At 63.5% G+C, this 24,287-nt stretch carries 20 protein-coding genes; 15 read left to right on the top strand and 5 right to left on the bottom strand.

The window, feature by feature from the left end:
- Window positions 1–23: 23 nt before the first annotated feature.
- The 4 genes from M2368_RS15920 (at window position 24) to M2368_RS15935 (ending at window position 3,549) form a co-directional block, all read left to right on the top strand.
- A complete protein-coding gene (locus M2368_RS15920) occupies window positions 24–941 on the top strand; it encodes an ABC transporter ATP-binding protein (protein WP_498724699.1) in 918 nt (305 codons plus the stop codon).
- Window positions 938–1,633 carry a hypothetical protein gene (locus M2368_RS15925; protein ID WP_105658437.1) on the top strand — a complete coding sequence of 232 codons (696 nt, stop codon included), beginning with the start codon at window positions 938–940 and terminating at the stop codon, window positions 1,631–1,633. Before M2368_RS15920 ends, M2368_RS15925 begins: the two co-directional genes overlap by 4 nt.
- Before the next feature lie 189 nt (window positions 1,634–1,822).
- The gene (locus M2368_RS15930; protein WP_498724700.1) at window positions 1,823–2,320 is read left to right on the top strand and encodes an SRPBCC family protein; all 498 of its coding nucleotides are present in this window, start codon (window positions 1,823–1,825) and stop codon (window positions 2,318–2,320) included.
- 227 nt (window positions 2,321–2,547) lie between these two features.
- A complete protein-coding gene (locus M2368_RS15935; protein WP_105658459.1) occupies window positions 2,548–3,549 on the top strand; it encodes a 3'-5' exonuclease in 1,002 nt (333 codons plus the stop codon).
- Window positions 3,550–3,626: 77 nt separating this feature from the next.
- Here the strand turns inward: M2368_RS15935 and M2368_RS15940 are convergent, their stop codons facing one another.
- Window positions 3,627–4,565 carry a hypothetical protein gene (locus M2368_RS15940; RefSeq protein WP_498724702.1) on the bottom strand — a complete coding sequence of 313 codons (939 nt, stop codon included), beginning with the start codon at window positions 4,563–4,565 and terminating at the stop codon, window positions 3,627–3,629.
- Window positions 4,566–4,616: 51 nt separating this feature from the next.
- Here M2368_RS15940 and M2368_RS15945 point away from each other — a divergent pair, with 51 nt between their 5' ends.
- The 3 genes from M2368_RS15945 to M2368_RS15955 all read left to right on the top strand — a co-directional run bounded on the left by M2368_RS15945 (window position 4,617) and on the right by M2368_RS15955 (window position 10,260).
- Window positions 4,617–5,783 (top strand): exonuclease SbcCD subunit D, encoded by a 1,167-nt coding sequence (locus M2368_RS15945; protein WP_388025326.1) that lies wholly within the window; start codon window positions 4,617–4,619, stop codon window positions 5,781–5,783.
- Window positions 5,780–8,872: an AAA family ATPase gene (locus M2368_RS15950; protein WP_498724703.1), complete on the top strand. Its 3,093-nt coding sequence runs from the start codon at window positions 5,780–5,782 to the stop codon at window positions 8,870–8,872. The genes M2368_RS15945 and M2368_RS15950 overlap by 4 nt, the downstream gene beginning before the upstream one ends.
- A gap of 113 nt (window positions 8,873–8,985) precedes the next feature.
- Window positions 8,986–10,260: an MFS transporter gene (locus M2368_RS15955; RefSeq protein ID WP_105658442.1), complete on the top strand. Its 1,275-nt coding sequence runs from the start codon at window positions 8,986–8,988 to the stop codon at window positions 10,258–10,260.
- Between the two features lie 115 nt (window positions 10,261–10,375).
- Here the strand turns inward: M2368_RS15955 and M2368_RS15960 are convergent, their stop codons facing one another.
- Window positions 10,376–11,071, bottom strand: a complete 696-nt coding sequence (locus M2368_RS15960; RefSeq protein WP_400290815.1) for an IclR family transcriptional regulator — start codon at window positions 11,069–11,071, stop codon at window positions 10,376–10,378.
- A gap of 267 nt (window positions 11,072–11,338) precedes the next feature.
- On the opposite strand from M2368_RS15960, the gene M2368_RS15965 reads away from it, so the two are divergent.
- On the top strand, window positions 11,339–12,679 hold the full coding sequence (locus M2368_RS15965; protein WP_498724704.1) for an MFS transporter: 1,341 nt from the start codon (window positions 11,339–11,341) through the stop codon (window positions 12,677–12,679).
- A 199-nt stretch (window positions 12,680–12,878) separates the two neighbouring features.
- On the opposite strand, the gene M2368_RS15970 is transcribed toward M2368_RS15965, so the two are convergent.
- Both M2368_RS15970 and M2368_RS15975 read right to left on the bottom strand, forming a co-directional pair.
- Window positions 12,879–13,886 (bottom strand): LacI family DNA-binding transcriptional regulator, encoded by a 1,008-nt coding sequence (locus M2368_RS15970; protein ID WP_105658460.1) that lies wholly within the window; start codon window positions 13,884–13,886, stop codon window positions 12,879–12,881.
- Between the two features lie 112 nt (window positions 13,887–13,998).
- Window positions 13,999–15,687, bottom strand: a complete 1,689-nt coding sequence (locus M2368_RS15975; protein WP_498724706.1) for a glycoside hydrolase family 13 protein — start codon at window positions 15,685–15,687, stop codon at window positions 13,999–14,001.
- Window positions 15,688–15,953: 266 nt separating this feature from the next.
- On the opposite strand from M2368_RS15975, the gene M2368_RS15980 reads away from it, so the two are divergent.
- The 7 genes from M2368_RS15980 (at window position 15,954) to M2368_RS16010 (ending at window position 23,875) form a co-directional block, all read left to right on the top strand.
- The gene (locus M2368_RS15980) at window positions 15,954–17,222 is read left to right on the top strand and encodes a sugar ABC transporter substrate-binding protein (RefSeq protein ID WP_498724707.1); all 1,269 of its coding nucleotides are present in this window, start codon (window positions 15,954–15,956) and stop codon (window positions 17,220–17,222) included.
- A gap of 116 nt (window positions 17,223–17,338) precedes the next feature.
- The gene (locus M2368_RS15985) at window positions 17,339–18,934 is read left to right on the top strand and encodes an ABC transporter permease subunit (protein ID WP_498724708.1); all 1,596 of its coding nucleotides are present in this window, start codon (window positions 17,339–17,341) and stop codon (window positions 18,932–18,934) included.
- The gene (locus M2368_RS15990; RefSeq protein WP_105658448.1) at window positions 18,934–19,848 is read left to right on the top strand and encodes a sugar ABC transporter permease; all 915 of its coding nucleotides are present in this window, start codon (window positions 18,934–18,936) and stop codon (window positions 19,846–19,848) included. Before M2368_RS15985 ends, M2368_RS15990 begins: the two co-directional genes overlap by 1 nt.
- A gap of 101 nt (window positions 19,849–19,949) precedes the next feature.
- The gene (locus M2368_RS15995; RefSeq protein ID WP_332595165.1) at window positions 19,950–20,939 is read left to right on the top strand and encodes a hypothetical protein; all 990 of its coding nucleotides are present in this window, start codon (window positions 19,950–19,952) and stop codon (window positions 20,937–20,939) included.
- A 63-nt stretch (window positions 20,940–21,002) separates the two neighbouring features.
- Window positions 21,003–21,758, top strand: coding sequence for a TetR/AcrR family transcriptional regulator (locus tag M2368_RS16000; RefSeq protein ID WP_105662609.1), 756 nt, complete (start codon window positions 21,003–21,005; stop codon window positions 21,756–21,758).
- A 98-nt stretch (window positions 21,759–21,856) separates the two neighbouring features.
- The gene (locus tag M2368_RS16005) at window positions 21,857–23,413 is read left to right on the top strand and encodes an MFS transporter (RefSeq protein ID WP_332488224.1); all 1,557 of its coding nucleotides are present in this window, start codon (window positions 21,857–21,859) and stop codon (window positions 23,411–23,413) included.
- A 45-nt stretch (window positions 23,414–23,458) separates the two neighbouring features.
- On the top strand, window positions 23,459–23,875 hold the full coding sequence (locus M2368_RS16010) for an META domain-containing protein (RefSeq protein ID WP_498724709.1): 417 nt from the start codon (window positions 23,459–23,461) through the stop codon (window positions 23,873–23,875).
- Window positions 23,876–23,897: 22 nt separating this feature from the next.
- Here the strand turns inward: M2368_RS16010 and M2368_RS16015 are convergent.
- On the bottom strand, window positions 23,898–24,287 hold a 390-nt coding region (locus M2368_RS16015; RefSeq protein ID WP_498724710.1), incomplete at its 5' end, for a fatty acid desaturase family protein.

Consider the following 24,287-nt stretch of genomic DNA (forward strand, 5'->3'; position numbering starts at 1 on the left):
TCTACTAGGCAGGGAGGAACGACATGCCACGAACGACAGCAATCGCCACACGCGAGCTGAGCAAGACCTACAAGGACGTGCGAGCGCTCGACAACGTCAGCCTGGAACTGGAACACGACCGTATCTACGGGCTGCTTGGACGGAACGGGGCCGGCAAGACCACGCTCATGTCCATCCTGACCGGGCAGAACTATGCGGACCAAGGCACCGCCGAAATCTTCGGCCACGCCCCCTTCGAGCATGATCCGACGCTCTCGCGCATCTGCTTCATCCGCGAATCCCAGAAGTACCCCGATGACTTCAAGGTCCACCAGGCCTTCAAATCCGCAGCCCTGTTCTTCGAGAACTGGGATGAGGAACTGGCCCAGGATCTCGTCGAGGCGTTCGCACTGCCCACCAGGCGCAGGATCAAGAAGCTCTCCCGCGGGCAGCTGTCCGCGGTGGGCGTGATCATCGGCATGGCCTCGCGGGCGGACATCACGTTCTTCGACGAACCCTACCTCGGCCTGGACGCGGTAGCGCGGCAGATCTTCTATGACCGCCTCGTCGAAGACTTCGCGGAATATCCACGCACCATCGTGCTCTCCAGCCACCTGATCGATGAAGTCGCCAACCTGCTCGAACACGTCATCGTGATCGACAAGGGGCGAATCGTCATCGACTCGGATGCCGAAGAGCTGCGCGGCACAGCGGTAACGGTAACTGGCGAGGACGCCAAGGTCCAGGAATTCATCGGCTCCGCGCAGATAATCCATCGTGATGCACTCGGCGCCCTGGCCAGCGTCACCATCAAGGCCAAGCTGGATTCGGAGCAGCGCGAACAAGCGAAGCTCATGGGCCTGGACCTGAGTCCGGTCTCGCTGCAGCAACTGGTAGTCCGCAGCGCCTTGAGCAGCACCACCGAAACAGGGATCGACGAACGGACGGAGGCAAGAAAATGAACCGCATCATCAAAGTCGCCCGCATGCAACTGATCAACAAAGCCACTTTCATTGGAATCCCGCTGATAATCCTGGGTGGATCGTTCCTCTTCACACTGGCCATCTGGTGGCTGGTCCGGCGCAACGGCAGCGACGAAGGGCTGTACAGCGGTGGCGCCCAAGCGCCGATGTGGTACTTCTTGGCCCTGGGTATCCAGGCGCTGACGCTGACTTTCCCGTTCTCCATGGCCATGAGCATTTCGCGGCGTACCTTCTATCTGGGAACCGTGGCACTGTTCTCCGTCTGCGCACTGGTTCTGTCGGTGTTCTACTACCTGATTGGATTGCTGGAAGTCGCCACCGGTGGTTGGGGCATGGGCGGCCAGTTCTTCGCCCTGCAATGGATTGCGGATAACAACTGGCTGGTCCAGATCCTGTTCTACTTCGTGCTGATGGTGCTGCTGTTCATGGTCGGCTTCCTGATAGCGACCATCTACATGAGGTGGCGCACCACGGGCATGGTGGTTTTCTTCACCCTGCTGGGTGTGGTGGTGCTGGGAATCATCGCCCTGTTCACCTTCGGCAATTACTGGGACCAGTTCTGGAGCTGGGCCTTGACCTGGACCGCCGCGGGGATCACGCTGTGGGGCGGCCTGGTGGCCCTGCTGATGGCAGGAGGATCCTATCTCACCTTGCGCAAGGCAACCGCCTAACCCGGGTCCGAAATGCAGGGCATATGGGCACCGGTTCCCTTTCCCTTGGGGGAAGGGAACCGGTGCCTGCTTTTGCAAGAAGGCGCCCAGCGGCCCGGGACCGCGATTTGCTATTCTTCAATGACTGCCGGTGAAGGCGCTGGAGCCGCCCGTGCCGCGGCGGCAGGGGAGCAACCCAGGAGAGAAATCATGAGCGCCTCGCCGACCGGAATTCGAACCGCAGACGGAGCGCTGGAATTGCGCCGCGAGTTCACCCAATCCCCGAGCAGGATCTGGCGCTATCTGGCAGACTCCCAGTGCTTGGCGCTCTGGTATGGCCCATGGCACGGGGACCCGGAGCGCGGCGCGGTGGACGTGGTGATGCTGCTCGAGGACGGTTCACCCACCGAACGAGTCGAAATCCTGCGTTGCGATTCGCGCATGCACCACCTGCAGGTGCAACTTGGAACAGGCCCCTCGGCCTGGCGGCTGGAGCTCGCGGTGCAGTCCTGCGGCGAGGGCAGTTCCCTGGTCTTCCGGATGCCGGGCCTTGACCCGCAGCTCGCCGGCTCCGTCGGGCCGGGCTGGGACTACTACCTGGACCGCCTGGCAGCCGTGGTGAACGGAGCCGATGCCGACAGCGTGGACTTCGAGGCCGATTACTATCCGGCGCTCAGCGAGCATTACGAGGAGCTGTTCGGGCACTGAGTTCCCTGCGTGCAGGGTTCGACTCGCTCAATGCGGCCGGCTGATGATTGTGAGATGACCTGCCTTGCGCCCAAGCCAGCCAGGCCGCCGATAACTTGATCGATACAGGTCAAAATCGGGTTGCAGCGAATTATTGGCACGTTATCGCCCGGCGGTCACCGCGCGGTGCACGGTGCGCGAATGTCACGCATGCCGGTGCCAGCGATTAAGCGAGTAAGCTATTGGGCGTGGCATTGGACTTCACAGCAGTAGATTTTGAGACAGCAAACGGTTTTATCGGCTCCGCCTGTTCGGTGGGCCTGGTCAAGGTACGCTCCGGGCAAATCGTCGAAACCGAACAGTGGCTCATGCAGCCGCCGGCAGGCTTCGACCACTTCGACCCGCGCAACGTCTCGATCCACCACATCACCCCCGACATGGTGAGCGCCGCGCCACGGGTGACCGACAGGATTCCGGAACTGCTGGAATTCATCGGATCCGACGTGCTGGTGGCCCACAATTCGTCGTTCGATTCCGGAGTGATCCGCGCGGCGTGCGAAGCCGGCGAACTGCCGGTACCGGAAATTGCGCACCTGTGCACCGTCAAGCTCTCCCGCAAGGCCTATGATCTGCCCAGCTACTCGCTGCCGTTCGTTGCCGAAGAAGCCGGGCACCCTATCGAAAACCACCACGAGGCCCTGGCTGACGCTGTGGCCTGTGCCTGGGCAATGATCGATATCGCCGGGCGCAGCGGACAGCAGTCCGTGTTGGAGACGGCAGACCACTATGGCGTCCGGCTGAGCCTGACCCAGCCGTGGCAGCCAGGCCACGAACTGTCCCGCGCCACCCGCGACGCCCAGGGCTGGCTGGCTGCTGGCAACCCGTTGCCGCCGCAGGATTCCTTCAACAACTGGCCGCAGGAAGGGCCGAACCCGAAGCCGAGCGACAACGCGGATCCCAGCCATCCGCTGTTCGGCCAGATCATGGTGTTCACCGGCAACCTGTCCATGCCGCGCCCCAAGGCCAAGGAACTGGCCGCCGAACACGGCGCGCAGACCGCCTCGCGGGTCACCCGCGCCACCACGGCGCTGGTTGTCGGAGACGGCTTCGTTCCCGAGGATCTGGCCAACGGGCGGCTGACCAACAAGGCCAAGCACGTACTCCGGCTGCGCGAAAAGGGCCAGCGGGTCAGCATCATCTCCGAAGGCGAGTTCATGCAGATGGTTGGCGGGTTCGGCCTGACCGCCTAGCAAACCGCAGAAGCCCGGCCGGCACAGTTCGAATCTGTGCCGGCCGGGCTTCTGCCACTTGGTCCTGGGCGCGGTTCCTAGACCAGCAGCGCCATCCAGCGGTCATGCAGCTCGGAGATGATGTCATCCAGTGCGCTCGCGGGGCGCTCGCCGACGGCTTCGGTGCCGTAGATGGCAGCCAGCAGCGCTACAGCGTAGGCGTCGACCTCGGGATCCCGGGCAGCTTCTTCTTCGGCGGTTGCCGCCGGGGCGGCCTCGATGTCCGAGTCCCCGTCCTGCTCGGCGGAATGCTCGCCGAAGTACGCCGCGTAGGCCTCTTCGGGGGACAGCGAGATGTTCTCGGCGATCCTGGTGGCCACCTCGCGCAGCGCATCGGCCGACGGGCCCTGCAGGCCAACGAGCAGCTCGGCCCATTCGCCGGCGGCGGCCTCGGAGCGTTCCATCGCCGAGCGGATGATCTTCGCCGCGGCAATGGCGGTCTTGGCCGCCTGGTCGTCGTGGGTCAGGAAGGCGGCCGAACGGGCCAGGGTCTCGGTGGTGCCCACAGGGACCCGAGCCAGCAGCGCGGCAATCGCGGCACGCGGCAGCACGCCGGTGGAGTCGGCGCCAGCGCCGGTGGGACGCCCCGGCTGTCCCATGTCGGGGCTGTCCAGGCCGGCGAGGTTCTGCGGATCGCCGTCCAGGATCTTCTCGAAGATCTCGACGTTGGCGAAGTCCTTGTCGATCCAGCGGCCCAGAGGTTGCGGGGCGCGTTCCGGGAAGGAGCCGGCGATCTTGCTGTAGCCGCGCAGGGCCGCAAGCCACATGCAGGCCGCTTCGTCGCTGGCGACACCGTCCTTGGCCCATTCCAGCGCTTCCAGCAGGCCGTCGGCCAGGTAGAGCGGGAGGATTTCGGTGGCCCCGGGGTCAATTTCGTCACGGGCGTGGGTTGCGCCATCGGCTAGGCCGAGGAGGATCGCAAACACCTTGTCTGAGTAGTTCTCTGGCAGGAGTGCAGTTTCACCGGTTTCATTCACATCACCATTCTAATGTCCAAGTTGTCCGCGGCATTGCATAAGGTTGGACACATGCGATTGCTTCACACCTCGGACTGGCATTTGGGACGGACCTTCCACGGGGCCTCCCTGATCGAAGCGCAGCGCGCAGTGCTGCAGGAAATCATCGACATCACGATTAATCAGCAGGTTGATGCGGTGCTGATTTCCGGTGACATCTACGACCGCGCGCTGCCGCATGTGGATGCCGTCCAGTTGTGCAACTGGGTGCTGCGCGAGCTGCGCGCCACCGGGGCCGCCGTCGTGGTCACCAGCGGCAACCACGACTCGGCCTCCCGTCTGGGCTTCGGCGCAGAGCTCTTGGACAGCGCCGGGGTGCACATCATCGCCGACCTCCAGCGCATGCTGCTGCCGGTTATCCACGATGCCGGCGATCACCGGGTGGCCATCTACGGCATCCCGTACCTGGAACCGCGCATGGTGATGGAACGCCTGGGCGTGGAAAAGGCCAGCCACGAAGCGGTGGTCCGTGCGGCCATCGCGCAGATCGAAGAAGATCTTGCGCAACTGCGGGCAGGGGAAAAACCGGTAGTTTCCATCGCGATGGCCCACCTGTTCGCCGCCGGCGGCTACGGCAGCGACTCCGAACGCGAGCTGAGCACCGGCAACCTCGACGTGGTTCCGGCAGAGCTTTTCGAGCGCTTCGACTACTCGGCGCTGGGGCACCTGCATGGACGGCAGAAGGTCAAGGAGCACGTGCGCTATTCGGGCTCTCCGCTGGCATACTCCTTCTCCGAGGCAACGCAGCGCAAGGGCGTATGGCTGATCGACACCAACGCCCGGGGCATAGAGTCCGTGCAGGAAGTCCTGCTTCCGGTGCCGAAGAAATTGGCCATCCTCAAGGGCAAGCTCGCTGAGCTCCTGGCGGATCCGGAACTGGAATCCGCCGTCGATGCATGGTGCCAGGTCACGCTGACCGATAGCGAGCGCCCCGCCGACGCGATGGCAACGATTCGAACCCGTTTCCCCGACACCGTGGTGCTGAATTTCGCCCCCGATCACGCCGGCGGGGATGCCAAGCCGGCGAGCTATGCCGAGCGCATGGCCAAGGCCGCCAGCACCGAACAAGTGGTGGGGGACTTCATGGAACATGTCCGCGAACGCGCGGCCGATGAACTGGAACGGGAAGTCATCGGCGCCGTCATCCAAGCCACCCGAGAGGCACAGGCCAGCCAGTGAGAATCCACAAACTCCAGATCCAGGCGTTCGGGCCCTTCGCAGGCACCGAAGAGATCGACTTCGATGAATTGGCCGAAGGCGGGCTGTTCCTGCTTGATGGCCCCACCGGTGCCGGCAAGTCCAGCATCCTGGATGCGATCTGCTACGCCCTGTACGGTGCGTTGCCCGGAAGCCGCGCCGGCAGCCGGCAGATCCGTTCGGACCATGCCCCGGCCGGTTTGGCTCCGGAAGTGGTCTGCGAGCTGACCATCGGCGACCGGCGCTTCGAGGTCACCCGTTCGCCGGCCTGGATGCGCCCGTCCAAGCGCGGCAAGAACAAGACCACCGAGCAGAAGGCCGCCAGCTTCCTGCGCGAGTTCACCGGTTCGGGCTGGAAGGAACTGTCCACCCGCAACGACGAGGTGGGCCACGTCCTGGGCAGCCTGCTGGGTCTGGACCGCGAGCAGTTCACCAAGGTAGTCATGCTGCCGCAGGGCGGCTTTGCGGACTTCCTGCGGGCCAAGGCCAAGGACCGCGAAGATCTCCTGGCGAATCTCTTCGATACCAGCGGCTATGCGCGGATCGAGGATGAATTCGCCGCTCGGCTGGCCGAAGAGCGCAAGAAAACCGAGAGCCTGGAAGCACGCCTGAGCGCCAGCGAAGAGGCCATCCATTCCGCTGCCCGGGCGTTCCTCGCTGGCCGCGAAGCCAGCGATGAGCCCGCCGAGGCCGACGGCGAAGCGAACGCCGACGCCGATGGCGCTGGACAGGCCGCGGCGGTGGACCTGAGCAGTGCCGAGCAGTTCGCCGGCTATCACCGCCGGATCGCGGCGGTTCACCGGGACTCGGCCCTAGAAGCGGCCAAACTGCGCACCGAGATGACCCGCACCCGCGAGCAGGCGCAGGCCCTGGAGGAACGCCGCCGGATCTTCGCGCGCCTGGCCGAGCTGCGCGGCATGCAGGCCGGCTATGCCCAGAACCATGAAGCGGCCGCAGCGGCTGCCGCGCGCTTGGACAGCGATGCCAAGGCAGGCGCGGTGCGTGCCTACCAGGCCCAGCTCCAGGAGGCATCCGTCGCCCAGGAGCAGGCCAAGGCAACCTGGCTGGACAGCAAGCTGTGGCTTGAAACCGAACAGGGGCTGGACCCCAGCGCCGACGCTGCCGGTCTGGAGCAGCTGCGCCTGCCGGCGCAGCAAGCGGCCGAAGAACTAGCGGTGGCCAAGGCGGGCCTGGACGATGAAAAGCGCCGCGGCGTCCTGGCCGGCCAGGCACGCAAGGCCGCCGAACTGGCCGCTGCGCAGGAAGAGACCCGTGCCCAGGCCGAAGCCGAAGTTGCCTTGCTCAAGGCCGAACGTGCTGCGCTGGAAGCCGCGGACCTCGACCAGGTAGCCGCCGGCGGCAAGGTCCAGCAGGCCAAGGAACAGGTGAAGGGGCTGGAGACCAGGATCCAGCATGCCACCGAGCGCGACACCCTGGAGAAGCAGGCGCTGGCCGCACGGGAGCAGTCCAGCGCACAAGAGCTGGAGATTGTAGGCGTAGCCAATACCTTGCTTGACCTGCGTACCGAGCAGCTGGCCCAGAGCGCTTTGCGATTGGCTGCCGCGCTGGAAGACGGGCAACCGTGCCTGGTCTGCGGTGCGCAAGAGCATCCCGCCCCGGCCCGGGCGGATGCCGATGCGCCGCTGATCGACGATGAGCAGATCCAGGCGCTGGAAGCCGCGGTGGCTGCGGCAAGAGCTGCCGGGCAACGGGCCGCGCAGGCGCGCGACACCCTGATGGCCAAGTTCCAGGCCGCGCAGGAAGCCGCTGGCGATGCCCCGGTCGCGGACCTGCGGACGGAGCTTGCCACGGCGCAGGCCGGGCTGGAACGGGAGCAGAAGCAGCAAGGAGAAATCGCTGCCCGCGTGGCAAAGCTGGATGCGGTGCGCCAGCGTACCGAGCAGCAGAACGCGCGGGCATCCCAGGCGGTACTCGAGCACGCCACCGCGAAGCAGCGTGCGCAGTCCCTGCAAACCCAGCTGGCAGAACTCGACGCCAAGCTGGAGCAGCTGCGCCAAGGCCGGGAGAACCTGGCCGAACTTGTGGCGCAGCTGTCCGCTACGTCCCAGGGCTTGGCCAGTGCGGTGCAGAACCTGCGCCGTTTCCTCGAGGCGGACGAGGCGCTGGAGAAGTCCGAGGCCACCTGGAATAGCCAGCGCACGGCCGCCGGTTTCGAGAATCCGGCTGCCTTCGAGGCCGCCTTGCTGGACAGCGCCGAACGCGAGCGCCTGCGCCAGCTGCAGCGTGCCGATGCCGACCTGGCCAGTGCCATTGCCACGCTTGAAGCGTCGCAGGACTGCCTCAAGGCCCAGGAATTATCCGCGCAGGGCCTAGAAGGGCCAAGCGAAGAAGGGATTGCCGAAGCGAAGCTGCTCTCTTCCCTCGCCGAAGAACGCTTCGAAGCGGCGCGGGAACAAGAAGTGCTGGCGCAGACCCAGCTGGTTCGCCACGAGCAAGCAGCCACTGATCTTGAACGCCAGCGGACCGAGGCAGGCCCGGTCATCGAAGCCTACCGCCGGCTGCGCGGATTGGCTGAAGTGATTCGTGGCGGGGGAGAGAACCTCTACAAGATGACGCTGAGCACCTATGTGCTCGCTGCCCGGCTGGAGGAAGTGGCCATCGCCGCAACGCAGCGCCTGGGCATGATGTCCGGCGGCCGCTACTCGCTGCACCATGATGATTCCAAGCAGGGCAATTCGAAGTCCGGGTTGGGGCTGCAGGCGCTCGATTCGTGGACCGGGAAGCGCCGGGAGACCCAGACGCTCTCCGGAGGCGAGACCTTCATGGCCTCGCTGGCCCTGGCACTGGGCCTGGCGGATGTCATTTCGCACCATTCCGGGGCAGTGGACATGCAGACGCTCTTCGTCGATGAAGGCTTCGGTTCGCTGGATGCCGAGACGCTGGAAGAAGTCATGCAGGCGCTGGAAAACTTGCGTGCCGGGGGACGGACCATCGGCTTGGTCTCCCACGTGGCAGAAATGAAGCAGCGCATCACCAATCGGATTTCGGTCAGCAAGACCCAGCACGGTTCCACCATTGAACGCGATGGCACTGTGATCTTGGCTGGATAGATTGGACTTGCCCCAGGGCAGTAGCTATCTTGAAAGTAGTGCCATCAGGCATGCCTGGGAAATTTTGTGCGTCGGGGGGTGTGGGACGACGCACGCTTCTTCATGGAGTTTTGTTGACTCAGCCTACTTTGTCGAAGGAAAACAGTGAGGAATCCGAGAAGATGTCCGGATACTCCGCGTTAGTTCCTTTGGTGGGAGCACCCTTCCTGCCGCTTACTTTCCTTGCACGCCTCCCACTGGCGATGCTCACCATCGGGTCCATGACCCTGGTAACTGCTACCACCGGCTCATATGCCATGGGCGGCTTGGCCGCGGCCATGGTTGGCCTGGGGTCCGCCATTGGCGGTCCGAGCATCGGCTATCTGGCTGACCGGGTGGGCCAGCGCCCGGTATTGACCACTGTCGCGGTCATCCACACCATCCTGCTGGTTGCCCTGACGCTGTTTGCCGATTCGGGACCGGACATGTCCGCGGCCTTGCTCTCGATCATGTGCCTGGCCGCCGGTGCTACCGGCCCGCAGGTCGGCCCGATGTCCCGCGTCCGCTGGATTGCAATCACCCGCCAGCAGAAGAAGAACCACAAGGTCCTTTCGGCGGCACTGAGCCTGGAGTCCATGTTCGATGAACTGGGCTTCGTCTTCGGCCCGGTTGCCGTGGGTCTGCTGGCCTCCCTGGTGGATCCGGTGCTGCCGCTCTACCTTGCCGCCCTGCTGACCCTGGTGCTGGTGCCGGTGTTCGCCTCGCACCGTACCGGCAATGCGGTGAAGCCGGCGAGAACCGCCGAGCACACTCCCAAGGTCTCGATCAGCGGCGCGCAGGTTGCCGCGATCGGTGCCCTGGTCCTGGGCATGATGGCGCTGGGCACGGTCTTCGGTTCCTCGGCGGCCGGTACCCTGGCCTTTGCCGGGGCGCAGGGCGATTCCAACTCCGGCGGCCTGCTCTATGGCGCTATGGGCTTCTCCAGCGCGATTGCCGCGATCTCCGTGGCCGCTTGGCCGCAGGCCTTCAAGCAGATCAACCGCTGGATCCTGTGCGGCGCAGCACTGACCGTGCTCAGCTTCGGCCTGCACGTGGCCGGCAATGTCCCGCTGATGCTGGTTGCCCTGTTCATCGCAGGATTTGCGGTAGGGCCGGTGATCGTCACGGTCATGACCCTGGGCGGCGAAGTCGCTCCGCCGCAGCGCCTGTCCACCGTGATGACCATGCTCTCTGCCGGCATTGTTGTGGGAACCGCGATCGGAAACGGCTTGGCCGGCGTCTTCGCCGAGACCCTGGGCTACCTCGGCGCCTTCTGGGTCTCCACCGGTGGCGCACTGGTGATCTTCCTGGCCGCTGTGGCGATGAAGATCGTTGTCGCGAAGTCCCCGTCGCTGGCCCGCGTCCGCTAGGGCAAGAACTCTGCGCATCTTGCGGCCGGCCAGCAAAGCTGGATAAGAAGCATCCCGTTGCACCTCGCCCAGCAGGCGAAAGGCAGCGGGATGCTTCTTTCCCCGCCGGGAATTGCTAGTGCGCGAGCTTTTCGCTGATGCGCGCTGCTGCGTGCTTGAGTTCCTCGATCATGCGTTCGTACCCGCCGACCGTGCTGGCGGCGAAGACGACGGCCAAGGCCGCCGGGGTTTGCCCGGAATGCTGGATCGGAACGGCAATGGAGGTCACGCCCTGGATGACTTCGTTCTCGCTGGTGGCATAGCCGTCAACCCGGGCCGCGACGGCAGCTTCGCGGTACTCGATGCCCGTGTCCAGGGCATCCCACTCGGCCTTGGCATAGCGCGACTGGATCGCGATGCCGGCTGCTCCCACATCCATGCCGTGCGCCGAGCCCGGGCGGTGGACGATCGCGCGCTGGGAGTTCAACGGGGAGACCGACTGCAAGGTGGTGCACAGGTCGTGTTCCCAGACGGCCACGAAAGCAGTCATCGACAGCTCGTTGGCCAGCGCGGTGAGTTCCGGGGTGGCGGCCGCCTGCAGGTCGCGCTGGACCGAGCGGGCGAGCACGGCCAAGCCGGAAGCGGAACGGATATGCCCGGCCTCATCGCGGTTGAGCAGGTGATGCTGCTCCAGGGTGCGGATGATGCGGTAGGCAATGGAGCGGTGGACTTCCAGTTTCGCGGCGATTTCCGCGATGGAAAGATTGACCGGGGAATTGGCGACGATTTCAAGGACGCGGATTCCACGCGAAAGCGTCTGGGAGGTAGGCATTGTTCTTCAATCTGGCGTGCGGCGCTGCTGGAACGTCGTCGAGGGCCTTCGTAGTGAACCGGGGGACCTGGCGGTCGGTGATCTATATCCGATTTTAGTCGTTCTCTATTAGAACACCGAATTCCCAGCCCGTTGCGGGAGAGAGTGCCTGGCTGGAGCTGGTCACGATTTGGATAGATCTTGTGATCTGCTTCACTGTGGGCATATGATGGTGTGCGACATAAACCGTCCGAACGGTCGGTAAACAACTCGCAAAAAGGCCAAACCATGTCATCGACTGTCACTCGCACCCAGGAGGAGCGCCGGGTTCTTGCCGGCACCCTGGTGGGCACCACCATTGAGTGGTACGACTTCTTCATTTTCGCCCAGCTCACCGCGACCCTGCTGACCCCGTTGTTCCTCGAGCCCCTGGGGCAGTCGAATCCGGGTGTCGCGCAGATCCTTTCCTTCGCAATGATTGGCATCTCCTTCTTCTTCCGTCCCCTGGGCGCAGTGGTTGCCGGCCACCTGGGCGACCGCTACGGACGCAAGCGCATCCTGGTGCTCACCCTGATCCTCATGGGCGTTGCCACCGCGGCCATCGGCCTGCTGCCAACCTACGCGGCCATCGGCGTGGCCGCGCCAATCCTGCTGGTGCTCCTGCGCGTGGTCCAGGGCTTCTCGGCCGGTGGCGAATGGGGCGGTGCGGCCTTGATGGCGGTAGAGCACGCACCAAAGGATCGCCGCGGCTACTTCGGCGCCTACCCGCAGATCGGCGTGCCCATCGGCATGATCCTGGCTACAGGCCTGCTCTACATCCTGCGCGTTGCCATGAGCCCGGAAGAGTTCGCCGCATGGGGCTGGCGCATTCCGTTCCTGCTCTCCATTGCGCTGATCTTCGTGGGCTACATGATCCGCCGTGCGGTTGAGGAATCCCCGGTCTTCAAGCAGCTCGCCCAGCGCAAGGCTTCCGAGCACACCCCGCTGCGCGAGCTGATGACCAGCCATTCCAAGCAGGTCCTGCAGGCCGCGCTGATCTTCATCTCGAACAACGCCGCCGGCTACCTGGTGATCGCGTTCTTCATTTCCTACACCACCAAGGTCCTCGAGATGCCGGTGGCGCCGATCCTCCTGGCCACCACCATCGGTTCGGTGGGCTGGCTGATCTTCACCCTGGTCGGCGGCTGGCTCTCGGACAAGATCGGGCGCCGCAATACCTTCGTGATCGGCTACGCGCTGGTGTTCATCTGGATGATCCCGATGTTCCTGATGGTCGACACCGGAAACATCGTGCTGTACACCATTGCGATCTTCGTGCTGACCGTTGGCCTGGGCTTGTCCTACGGCCCGCAGTCGGCGATGTACGCGGAGATGTTCCCGGCGCAGATCCGCTACTCGGGCATCTCCATTGGCTACGCCATTGGCGCTATTTTGGGCGGTGCCTTCGCGGCCACCGTGGCGCAGATCCTGCTGGAGACCACAGGTTCTTCGATCTCGATTGCCATCTACATCATGGTGCTGACCATCATTTCCGTGGCAGCGGTGCTCTGGGTGGGCGAGACTCGTGGACGCAACCTGCACGTGGAAGAAATCGAGGGCGAACAGGCCGACTCGCGCGTGGCGCACTAGTTTCGCGGCAGTACAATGCCCGCGCAGGCAAGCGATCAAGCGATCCTGGCCCGCGCGGGCATTTGCGCGTCTGGCGACCGGTGGTTTGCCGATCAGTGGGCGGATGCAGCGGGCAGTTTGCTGCACGGCCAAATTCCGGCCACCGCCATCGATTGCACCTAGGCCGCCGGCGTTTGGGCCCGGGGAATTCCTGGGCCGGTTATTGGGCGGGGCGGGTGGTGGAGGAGCGCACGATCAGCCGATGACCCAACTCGTGGGCTTGCGCCGGTTCCTGGCCGCGGATAGCACGCAGCAGCATGGCGACCGCCAGCTGCCCCTGCTCATGCGGACGCTGCTCGACGGTGGTCAAGCCGAAGAGCTCGGCCAGGTCGTGATTGTCCACGCCGATGACCGACAGGTCATGGGGCAGCTGCAAACCGAGATCGCGGGCGGCCAGGATCGCGCCAATGGCCATTTCATCACTGGCTGCGAACACTGCCGTCGGACGGGATGCCGGGTTGCCCAGCAGCTGCTTGGCCACCGCGTAGCCCTGGGCCATGGAGAAGTCCGCGCTGGCGAACAGCGACTCATCCAGTTCAAGTCCAGCCTCGGCCAGCGCCCGCTCGTAGCCGGTGCGGCGGTGGGTGGGCACCATGAAATCCACATCGGTTTCCGCGTTGCCGCCGATGAAGCCAATGCGTTCATGGCCCAGGGAGATGAGGTGCCCGGTCGCGAGGGCAGAAATCGCTTCGTCATTCACGTGCAGGGTCGGCACACCGGGAAGCGGTCCTCCCACGCCAACCAGGGGCTTGTCCATGGCCAGCAGCGCCTGGACCTCGTCCCCAGCCAACTCGACGTTGACCGCGATCACCGCATCCACGCGCTGGCGCAGCAGGAAATCGGAGAAGATCTTCTCGCGCTGGGTGCGGTCCTTGGTCAGCTGATAGAGGGTGGTGTCATAGCCCTCGTCCATCAAGCGGCTGGAAATGCCTTCCAGCACGCAAGCGTAGAACCAGTGGTTGATCACCGGAACGAGCACGCCGATGTTGCGGGTGCGTCCCGAGGCCAGCCCGGACGCGGAAGATGAGACCACATAGCCCAGCTCAGTGGCGGCGCGCTGCACAGCCTCCTGCGCGGACGCGGAGACAGAACCCCGGCCAGATAATGCGCGCGAGACGGTGGCAATGGATACGCCAGCGGCTTGTGCGACGTCTTTGATCCCGGCCACTTCTCTTCCTTCCTTCATGGGCACAGCCGTGGCTAGGGGAAATTCCTTCCCCTGGCCACGGCTCCTGCCCAACATTACCCGGTGCGGCTGCATCCGGTCATCAGATGGCCGGCTACGGCAACTGGAACCAGAGCGTGGTTTCGCCCGGAATCATTCCCGGTTCCGCCGAAATCTCGCTTTGGCTGCGCACCAGTTCGGTGGCGCCCTGCGCACCGGCAGGCAAGGGCTGTGCAGTTGCAGCGTAGTTGGCCACGACCAGCACAGTGCCGTTGGTGAAAGCCAGAACATCATCCGCAGTGCCTTCGACCCAATCCAGGGTGCCGGTGCCCAGTGCGTGATCCTGGCGCAGCTGCAACAGGCGGCGGTACAGGTTCAGCGTGGAAGACTGGTCATCGACCTGCGCATCGCGGGCATAGGAATCCCAGCCTTCCGGCTGCGGCAGCCAGCTTTCACCGGTCGCGCTGAAGCCGAAAGCGGGCTTGCCGCTTTCCCAAGGCAAGGGCACCCGGCAGCCGTCACGTCCGTAGCGCTCGCCATTGGTGCGCAACCAGGTAGGATCCTGGCGCGCCTCATCTGGCAGTTCAACGGCTTCTGGCAGGCCCAGCTCTTCGCCCTGGTAGATGTAGGCGCCACCTGGCAGGGCCAGCATCAACGCGCTGGAAGCACGAGCGCGACGCAATCCCACGGCAGCTTCCGGCAGGTTCGGGGTGTTCAGGCCGATGCCCTCGCCTTGCGGGTTCTCATCGGTCAGCGCCAAGCGGGTCGCATGGCGCACCACGTCATGGTTGGAGAGCACCCAGGTGCTCGGGGCGCCGACCTTGCCGAACTCCTCCAGGGACTGGTCGATGGTTTCGCGGATCTGCTGGGCATCGAAGTCGCAGGAGAGGTAAGGGAAGTTGAAAGCCTGGTGCATCTCGTCCTCGCGCACCCACTTGGCCATCAGCGACAGGGGATTGACCCAAGCCTCGGCGCACAGCACGCGCTCGCCGTCGTACTCGTCCATGACCTTGCGCCAGTCGCGGTAGATCTCATGCACGCCATCCTGGCCCCACCACGGAGCCAGTTCGTCGGTGCCGCCCATGGAAGCTCCGGATGGGTCCGGGGTGAAGTCCGGCAAGCCCTCGGCCTTGATCAGCCCGTGGGCCACGTCAACGCGGAAGCCGTCGGTGCCCCGGTCCAGCCAGAAGCGCAGGACGTCGCGGAACATCGCGCGCACTTCCTCGTTGTGCCAATTGAAGTCCGGCTGCGAGGAGTCGAAGATATGCAGGTAGGACTGGCCGGCGCTGCCATCAGGATTCCTGGTTTCGGTCCACATCGGGCCGCCGAAGACCGAATCCCAATTATTCGGGCGCCCGGTTGCCGGGGTGTCCTTGAAGATGAAGCGGTCGCGTTCGGGGGAACCGGGCGCCGCCTTGAGCGCTTCCTGGAACCACGGGTGCTGGTCCGAGCAGTGGTTCGGAACCAGGTCGATGATGACGCGCAGGCCCAATGCGTGGGCCTTGGCGACCATCGCGTCGTAGTCCTCCAGGGTTCCAAACAGCGGATCCACATCGCAGTAGTCCGATACGTCGTATCCGGCGTCCTTCTGCGGGGAAGTGAAGAATGGCGACAGCCAAATCGCGTCGACCGAAAGCTGAGCGATGCTTTCCAGGCGTTGGGTAATGCCGCGCAGATCGCCCATCCCATCGCCATTGGAATCGGCGAAGGAGCGCGGGTAGATCTGGTAGATCACCGAGGAGCGCCACCACTGCGAGTCTTCGGATTGCACAAGGGAATCAGCTGCTGAACGAATTGAAGTCATGACGGTAACGATAAATGATTCACCAGAGTTTGTAAACGCTTGCAATTATGCTTCAAAGCCTTCGTTCCATGGTGAGGTCAGAATTCGCGCCTCGGCCGATAAAACTGATTTTATCGGCATTGTTGTCAATTTTCATGATCTGTGCCACGCTGTAAACGCTTACAATCAATGTGTTACTCGCACCACTAAAGACCCGACCGGCAGGTTCAGCGGAAATCGCGGCCGACCCGGTCCCTGATGACACAGTTGTCACGAAAGGACATCCCATGAAGGTGAATAAGCACCCTTGGCTTCTCGGCGGAGCACTGACGGCCATTGCCGCACTCTCGCTCACCGCCTGCGGCGGGTCTGGCACCAGCGAGCCAGCAGCTTCTTCCAGCCCCGCAGCGGCGCAATCCTCCCCGGCAGCCGCCTCCGGCGGCGAACTGACCGTATGGGTGGATGCCAACCGCGAACCAGTGCTGAAGGAGGCCGCGGCGGACTTCGAGAAGCAGTCCGGGGTCAAGGTGGACCTGGTGATCAAGGACTTCTCCAAGATCCAGGAAGACTTCCTGCGCCAGGTTCCTACCGGCAAAGGCCCGGATATCACCATCGGCGCCCACGACTGGCTGGGCAACCTGGTCAACAACGGTGTCGTGCAGCCAGTTGAGCTGGGCGACAAGGCCGGCGAATTCCAGGACGTCGCCGTCAACGCCATGAGCTACGAGGGCAACACCTACGGCGTTCCCTACGCCACCGAGAACCTGGCCCTGCTGCGCAATGCGGATTTGGTCAAGGAAGCTCCGACGAGCTTCGATGACATGATTGCCGCCGGCGAGAAGGCCGGCACCGAATTCCCGTTCCTGGTGCAGGTCTCTGATGTCGGCGACCCATTCCACGCCTACCCGTTCCAGACCTCCTTCGGCGCACCGGTGTTCGGCACCGATGATACGGGCGCCTACGACCCGGCAGATCTGCAGATCGGCAACGAGGGCGGCATCGAGTTCGCCAAGTGGCTGGCTGAAGAGGGCGAAGAAGGCAACCTGAAGACCAGCCTCGACGGGGACATTGCCAAGGAGAAGTTCATCTCCGGCGACTCGCCATTCTTCCTGACCGGTCCATGGAACGTGGAAGCAGTGGAAGAAGCTGAGATCAACCTGGAAATCGACCCGATTCCATCGGCCGGTGGAGAACAGGCCCAGCCATTCGTCGCCGTGCAGGGTTTCTTCGTTTCCGCGAAGACCGAGAACCTGCTGGCCGCTACCGAATTCCTGACCAACTACATCGGCACCGAAGAAGTCCAGACCGAACTGTACGAGGTAGGCAACCGCCCGCCGGCAAACAACGCGGCATTCGAAGCGGCCAAGGCCGATGAAACCATCGCTGCCTTCGGCGAGGTCGGCGCCAACGGTGTGCCGATGCCGAACATCCCGGAAATGGCTGCCGTATGGGAGTTCTGGGGCGTAGCCGAGGCCGAGATCATCACCGGCAAGGCTGATCCAGCCAAGCGCTGGAAGCAGATGACCTCGGATATCGAAAAGGCCATCTCGAAGTAGGAACACCTGCCACCAGGCACAACGGTGGGCGCTGGGGTCGGGAGGAACTCTTCCGGGCCCCAGCGCCTGCAATTCACCAGCGCTAACTGCACTTGATCGACAGGGATATCTGGAAGATGACAAAGACCGCCCGCCAAGGGCCGCAACCCGGCACCGAGGAGACGAAGCCCAAGCTGTCACCGGCAGCTAGGCGCTTCGCGAATGCCACAAGCACCTCCATTGGGGCCATGCTCGCCAAGATCATCCTGGTGGCGATCGTCGATGCGACCGCGCTCTTCGCGGTCTTCACCGCACTGGGGCGCGAAGCCTGGGCGATCGCCGCGGTGATCGCGGCCATTACCGTGCTGATCAACGTGGTCTACTTCAAGCGCGGATGGCTGCCGGCAAAGTACCTGCTGCCGGGCACCATCTTCCTGCTGATCTTCCAGGTCTTCGTGATCGGCTACACCGGGTATATCGCCTTCACCAACTACGGTTCGGGGCACAACTCGGATAAGGATGACGCGATCAGCGCGCTGCTGCAATCCAACCAGAACCGCGTCGAGGGATCAGCCGGCTACCCGGTGTCCATCCTCGAGGGGCAAGACGGGCTGGCGATGCTCATTGAGCGCGATGGCCAGCAGCTGCTCGGCGATGCGGATGATCCTTTCGTCCCGGTAGACCCCGCTGGCCTGGGGGACTACTCCGAACTGGCTTTCGCCGATTTGCTGGGCCGCCAGCAGGAAGTCACCTCGCTGGCCGTTCCATTCACCGAGAACCCGGCAGATGGCACCGTGCGCACCAGCGATGGCCGCACCGCCTACCAGTACACTTCCTCCATCAAGCATGATGAAGCCGCGGACACCATGACCGATCAGCAGACCGGCGTGGTGTACCGGGACACCGGCGTGGGCGCGTATACCGCGCAAGACGGCTCGCAGCTGATGCCCGGCTGGTCCATCAACGTGGGCTTCGAGAACTTCACCCGTGCGGTCACCGATTCCTCGATCCGCAACGCCCTGTTCTCTGTCACCGTGTGGACCTTCGCCTTCGCCTTCCTGTCGGTGGCGACCACCTTCTTCCTCGGGCTGTTCCTGGCGATTGTCTTCAACGACATGCGCATGAAGGGGCGGAAGGTCTACCGCGTCATCTCGATCCTGCCTTACGCATTCCCTGCGTTCCTGGGCGGGCTGGTCTGGGCCGGCATGCTCAACCGCGACTTCGGGTTCGTCAACCAGGTGCTCCTGGGCGGAGCGCAGATCCCTTGGCTGACCGACCCGTGGCTGGCGAAGTTCTCCGTGCTCTGGGTGAATCTGTGGCTCGGATTCCCGTACATGTTCCTGGTCTGCACCGGGGCGCTGCAGTCCATTCCGAATGAACTCTCCGAAGCGGCCACCATCGACGGGGCGAAGCCGTTCCAGATCTTCCGGTTGATCAAGCTGCCGCTGCTGCTGGTCTCGGTGGCTCCGCTGCTGATCAGCTCCTTCGCCTTCAACTTCAACAACTTCAACGTGATCTACATGCTCACCGAAGGCGGGCCGCGCATGCAGGATGCAGGACTGAACGTGGGATCCACCGACATCCTGATCTCCATGGTCTACAAGGTGGCCTTCGTTGGCTCCCAGCGCGACTATGGGCTGGCCAGCGCCTTCTCCATCATCATTTTCGTGATCGTCGCGATCATCTCGATTATCAGTTTCAAGCAGACCAAGGCACTGGAGGAGCTGAACTAATGAGCACCGAAATCACCGGCAGGCCGGTAGCCGGCGCACCCAAGGGACGCGCGGGGCGCCAGGGCCTGGGCAAATGGTTCGCCTCCACCGGCTGGCGCCACCTGATCGGCGTGGCCCTGTGCATCTATGCGGCCTTCCCGCTGCTCTACGTGCTCTCGGCCTCGCTGAACCCCAATGGAACCCTGCTGTCTTCCAATGGATTGTTCACCACCATCGGCTTCAACAGCTATGTGGAGCTGTTCCAGAATCAGCAGCGTCCCTTCGGCGCCTGGTTCATCAACACCTTGGTGATCGGCCTGACCACGGCGGCCGCTTCGGTGTTCCTCGGCGCCTTGGCTGCCTACAGCTTCTCGCGGATGCGCTTCACCGGCCGCCGCGTGGGCCTGGTCAGCTTGCTGATTGTGCAGATCTTCCCGCAGCTGCTGGCCGTAGTGGCGATCTTCATCCTGCTCACCTCGCTGGGAGATGTCTTCCCGGTCTTGGGCATCGATAACCAGATCGCGTTGATCATGGTGTACCTGGGCGGGGCACTGGGTGTGAACACCTATCTGATGTACGGCTTCTTCAACACCATTCCGGTGGAAATCGATGAAGCGGCGAAGATCGATGGTGCTGGCCATGCCCGCATCTTCTTCACCATGATCCTGCGCCTGGTGGCACCGATCCTGGCCGTCGTGGGCCTGCTGTCCTTCATTTCCAGCACCTCGGACTTCGTGATCGCCTCGGTCATCCTGGTCTCCCCGGAGAACCAGACGCTGGCTGTGGGACTGTACTCCTACGTCTCGGAGGAATTCACCTCCAACTGGTCGGTCTTCGCTGCCGGTGCGGTACTGGCAGCGATCCCGGTGATGGCATTGTTCCTGTTCTTGCAGAAGTACATTGTCGGCGGCCTGACCGCCGGCGCAGGCAAGTAGCCCGCAGCAACTGACCGCTTCGGGCAGATGGGGCAACGCCACTGGCGTTGCCCCATTTTGCCTGCGTCAGCCCATGGGCCGGAGCACGTAGAGTAAAAGGCATGAAGCCCTACTTGCCGCGCGCCGCCCGCAACTACTTGGAGCAACTTCGCCGTGCGCTGGATTTCTTGTCTTTGCAAGAACGCAACGAAGTCATTGAAACCACCAAGCAGGAGATTCTCCGCCTGCCTGGCGGCGGACGCCGCAAGAGCGATTTGATCCGCTTGCTCGGCGAGCCTGCCTCGCGCGCGCTCAAATTCGAACGCCATGAGCCCGAAGCCCTGGAAGTGGGCAGCGGCAAGTACTTCTTGACGCGTATTCTGGCGTGGCCAATTTTCGCTCTCGCACTGCTGACCCTGATGGTGGTGCTTTTCGCCCCGCCGCAAGCCGCCTTGGCCAACGAACAGAGCTTCGGCTTTGTTGCCGGGGGAGTTGGCGGGCTGCTGGGGCAACTCGAATTGCTGATCGGATCCCAGCTGATTTGGCTGGCGTTCATTCCGGTCATCCTCAGCCTGGTTCCCTTGTGGCTGCCCAATAGTGCCGGCACCACCATCCACATCCTCGGGGCTGTGATCATGACCGTTATCTGCGCGGCCGGTGGCGGACAGCTCTCGCTCTTTTTCATTCCGGTGACCGTGCTGCTCTGGGCACAGGTTTTCACCCCGCTGCTGATGATGCGCGGTTCCATGGCAAGCCCCGGGCCCGGCTGGCTGGTGTGCGCGGCGGTGCTGCTGATCCTGGTCCTGGGGTATGCCAGCTACCAAGGCCTGGCCAGCTTCAGCGCTGCGCCATGGCTGATCCTGGCTCCGGCCGCGCTGCTGGCCGTGCTGGCGATGCTGTTGCCCTTCCGCTGGAAGCTGGCTCATATTGCGCTGGTCGCAGCCGGCCTGCTGGTGATGGCCGCTGGATTCGTCGCTGCGCTGCCAGGAACCTACGGGGCGGTCCTGGCCTGGCCGTGGCTGGCTGGCGGCATGAGCTTCGCCGTAGGACATCTCGCGCTAGCTGCCGGCATGTGGCACGAACGAGCCAGGAAATTGCTGGCCCTGTTTTAGGAGTTTCAATACTTGTAGGCGCTTAATGGGAATTTACAGAGAAAATGCGTATATCCTCGTGACATGGCCGAGAATAAGGAAAATTCCTCTCCTGAACCGACAAAACGTGGTCGCGGGCGCCCGCGCAAGGACTCTGAATTCCAGTCCCTGAGCAAAGAGCAGCTGGCCCAGAAGGCTCTGGAAATCGCCGGTGCCGAGGGCTACGACGCGCTGACCATGCACCGTCTTGCGGCCGAATTCAATGTCACCCCGCGGGCGTTGTACAACTACGTGGCGGATCGCCAAGAAGTCATCAACCTGGCGGTGGGGCGCTTCATCTCGATCAATCCGCTGATCGAGTTCGACTGCAACGACTGGAAGCTCGGGGTGACCGAAGCGTACAACGCGACGCGCCGGGCCTACCGGGCCTACCCCCGGGCCTCGCAATTGACGCTCGACGAAAAGCTCAAGGTGGAGCCCGGCCCGTTCCGCAATGAATTGATGGAACGGATCCTCGCCTTCTTCGTGGATATCGGGCTGACGCTCAAGCAGGCAGTGGCCATGGTCCGCGCCCTGGAACGGGATGTCCTGGGTTTCGTGATGCATGTGGATTACTACTATGACCGCCGCTCGAAGGACAGCCCGGACTACGTGAGCTCGCTGGTGCCGGTCCAATTGCTTGACGCCTACCCGGAAGTTCCGACACCGCTGGCACGCCAAGCGCTCGAGCTGCCGCAGCAGGACAGCGATGACCTTTTCGGGGAAGTCGTCGAGTTGCGGTTGCTGGCTATTGCGCAGATGCTCGAGCTCAACCGGGCCGCCGAAGACCACAAAGAGTGAAATAAGCACCTCGACAGGGAATATTAGCCAGCTGGCCAACGCTGTAGGTTGAAGGACCGCAGGATTGTGCGGCCTGGAATTCGTTTGAAAGTTGGCCCATGTCCCAGAGCAAGCCGCATCCGGTACCAGTTGCTGAAGAACTCTCGGCCGGAGCACGATGGCGATTGCTGGGCGTGCTGCTGGCAGCGATGTTCATGTCGCTGGTTTCGGTCAGCATCGTCAACGTGGTTCTTCCTGCCATCGGTTCCACCCTGCACGCCACCGAAGCGGACCTGCAGTGGGTATTGGCCGGATATGCGCTGACCTTCGGCGTGGTGCTGGTTGCTGCCGGACGCGCCGGCGACCTGCTGGGCCGTGGCGTGATGTTCGTGGCGGGTTTGGCGATCTTCACAGCCGCCAGCATCCTCGCAGGGCTGGCCGCGGATCCACTGGTATTGAACATTGCCCGCTTCATCATGGGCGTTGGCTCAGGCCTGCTCAACCCCCAAGTGATGGGCATGATCCAGCAGCACTTCCGTGGCGCGGCCCGCGGCCGGGCCTACGGGCTGCTGGGCACCGCCGTCGGCTTCTCGGTAGCTATTGGGCCGGTGCTGGGCGGATTGCTGATCAACTGGTTTGGCGAAGACGCCGGCTGGCGCGCCACCTTCTTGATCAACGTCCCGGTCGGCGTGCTGGCTATTGTCCTGGCGCTGCTGTGGCTGCCTAAGCCGCTGTTCAACAAGCCAGCGGGCAAGGTGGATCTGGACCCGGTTGGCGGCCTCCTGCTGGCGGTTGGCATTTTCGCCCTGCTCCTGCCATTCGTCCAGGGCCGCGAAACCCCATGGCTCTGGTCGCTGCTGGCCTTGGCAGTGCTGGTCATGGTGCTCTGGGTCTGGTGGGAGAAGAAGTACAAGAAGCTCGGGCGCGAACCAATGGTGGAATTGGCCCTGTTCAAGATCCGCAGCTTCACCAACGGCACGCTCATTGCGGGCCTGTACTTCATGGGTGTTTCCAGCGTCTGGGTGCTGGTGGCCATTTACGTCCAGCAATCCCAGGGTTTCAGTGCCCTGCAGGCAGGGCTGATCTGCCTTCCCGCGGCCCTGCTCTCCGCCTTCAGCTCCGACATCGCCGGACGCTATGTCATGACCGTGGGGCGAAAAATGGTCATCGGCGGCATTCTCAGCGCCCTGTTCGGCCTGCTGGCCACCATTGCCGTGGTGGTCCTGGAGGATCGCGGGCTGCTGAACATCTGGTGGATGCTGCTTTCGCTGGCCTTCATCGGCGTAGCCCAGGGCTTCATTATTTCGCCTAACCAGGCGCTGACCCTCATGGAAGTTCCCGTGGCCAACTCCGGCAGTGCCGGCGGCTTGATGCAGACTTCCCAGCGCGTGGGCACTGCGGTGGGCATTGCGGTGATTACCGCTGTCTTCTACGGCATGAACCACGTAGCCGGGTACTCGATCGCCATGGCGCTCTCATTCGCTGCCATTTCCCTCTTGGTCCTGGCCACCTTGCTGGTCGGTATCCTTGATCTGCGCCATAGCCATGCTGCCCGCAGCAAGCCAGTTGCCGAAGAAGTCGTTCCCGTCAGCACCGGCGTGCAGCGTACGGTGACCGGGGCAATCGAGGTTGTCGGGCCGAAGGAGCCTACCCAGCCAGTAGACTCCCAGCCGTAATCCGGTACTGGCCAGCGGGTGGGCCGAAGACCTAGGCTGGGGGATATGAAGCGATTCTTCCTGCGCACCGCGGCACTGTCTTTGGCTTTCGGTGTTGCCGCCTGCGGGGCGACCCCGGGCGAGCCGGGCGCCAGCCAGCCAACTGAAAGCGAGACCAGCGTGATACTCCAGGATCCGGTCGGCTTGTGGGGCAGCAAGGAGCAAGGCCAGCCGTGGCTGGCGCTTGCCGAAGACGGCAAGATCACCGGCAGCGATGGCTGCAACCGCCTCGCCGGTACCTGGAGTGCATCCGAAGACCTGGAATTCGCCGCGCTGGCTTCGACCAAGATGTTCTGCGAAGGCGTGGATGACTGGCTCTCGCGCGCTGCCTCCGCCAAGCTGGAGGACGGCGAAAAGATGCTTGTCCTTGACGCAGACGGGAAAGAGCTAGGAACCCTTGCCTTTGGTGGCAAGGGATCCTAGCTCTTTGCTGCTTCAGCCTGAACTATGCGCTGACGCGGTAACCGGAGATCATCGGGCACTCGAAAGGATCCCGGGCCGATAGCCCGACCTTGTTCAGGTAGGTGATCACCTGTGCGTAGGATTCGCGGACACTGGCCACGGTGTACGGGACCTGGTGCTCGTCGCAGTACTGGCGCACGATGCGCGAGACGCCGGCCAGGTTGGCGCGCGGCATGGACGGGAACAGGTGGTGCTCCACCTGGTAGTTCAATCCGCCGTAGACGTGGGAGAGCACGCGGTTTCCCCAGCTGGACTTGGCCATGACATTGCGTCCGGTCAGTACCTGGCGGGAGAAGAAGTCGATGCGGGCGTCCTGGGGAACCATCGGCATGCCCTTGTGGTTCGGGGCGAAGGAGGCACCCATGTAGACGCC

Source organism: Arthrobacter sp. JUb119 (assembly GCF_024807995.1).
GTDB lineage: Bacteria > Actinomycetota > Actinomycetes > Actinomycetales > Micrococcaceae > Glutamicibacter.

Excerpts from the sequence above, each read along its gene's own strand:
- M2368_RS15920 (WP_498724699.1), top strand. The coding sequence starts at position 24 with ATGCCACGAACGACAGCAATCGCCACACGCGAGCTGAGCAAGACCTAC.
- M2368_RS15925 (WP_105658437.1), top strand. The coding sequence starts at position 938 with ATGAACCGCATCATCAAAGTCGCCCGCATGCAACTGATCAACAAAGCC.
- M2368_RS15930 (WP_498724700.1), top strand. The coding sequence starts at position 1,823 with ATGAGCGCCTCGCCGACCGGAATTCGAACCGCAGACGGAGCGCTGGAA.
- M2368_RS15945 (WP_388025326.1), top strand. The coding sequence starts at position 4,617 with ATGCGATTGCTTCACACCTCGGACTGGCATTTGGGACGGACCTTCCAC.
- M2368_RS15960 (WP_400290815.1), bottom strand. The coding sequence starts at position 11,071 with ATGCCTACCTCCCAGACGCTTTCGCGTGGAATCCGCGTCCTTGAAATC.
- M2368_RS15965 (WP_498724704.1), top strand. The coding sequence starts at position 11,339 with ATGTCATCGACTGTCACTCGCACCCAGGAGGAGCGCCGGGTTCTTGCC.
- M2368_RS15975 (WP_498724706.1), bottom strand. The coding sequence starts at position 15,687 with ATGACTTCAATTCGTTCAGCAGCTGATTCCCTTGTGCAATCCGAAGAC.
- M2368_RS15980 (WP_498724707.1), top strand. The coding sequence starts at position 15,954 with ATGAAGGTGAATAAGCACCCTTGGCTTCTCGGCGGAGCACTGACGGCC.
- M2368_RS15985 (WP_498724708.1), top strand. The coding sequence starts at position 17,339 with ATGACAAAGACCGCCCGCCAAGGGCCGCAACCCGGCACCGAGGAGACG.
- M2368_RS15990 (WP_105658448.1), top strand. The coding sequence starts at position 18,934 with ATGAGCACCGAAATCACCGGCAGGCCGGTAGCCGGCGCACCCAAGGGA.
- M2368_RS15995 (WP_332595165.1), top strand. The coding sequence starts at position 19,950 with ATGAAGCCCTACTTGCCGCGCGCCGCCCGCAACTACTTGGAGCAACTT.
- M2368_RS16000 (WP_105662609.1), top strand. The coding sequence starts at position 21,003 with ATGGCCGAGAATAAGGAAAATTCCTCTCCTGAACCGACAAAACGTGGT.
- M2368_RS16005 (WP_332488224.1), top strand. The coding sequence starts at position 21,857 with ATGTCCCAGAGCAAGCCGCATCCGGTACCAGTTGCTGAAGAACTCTCG.
- M2368_RS16010 (WP_498724709.1), top strand. The coding sequence starts at position 23,459 with ATGAAGCGATTCTTCCTGCGCACCGCGGCACTGTCTTTGGCTTTCGGT.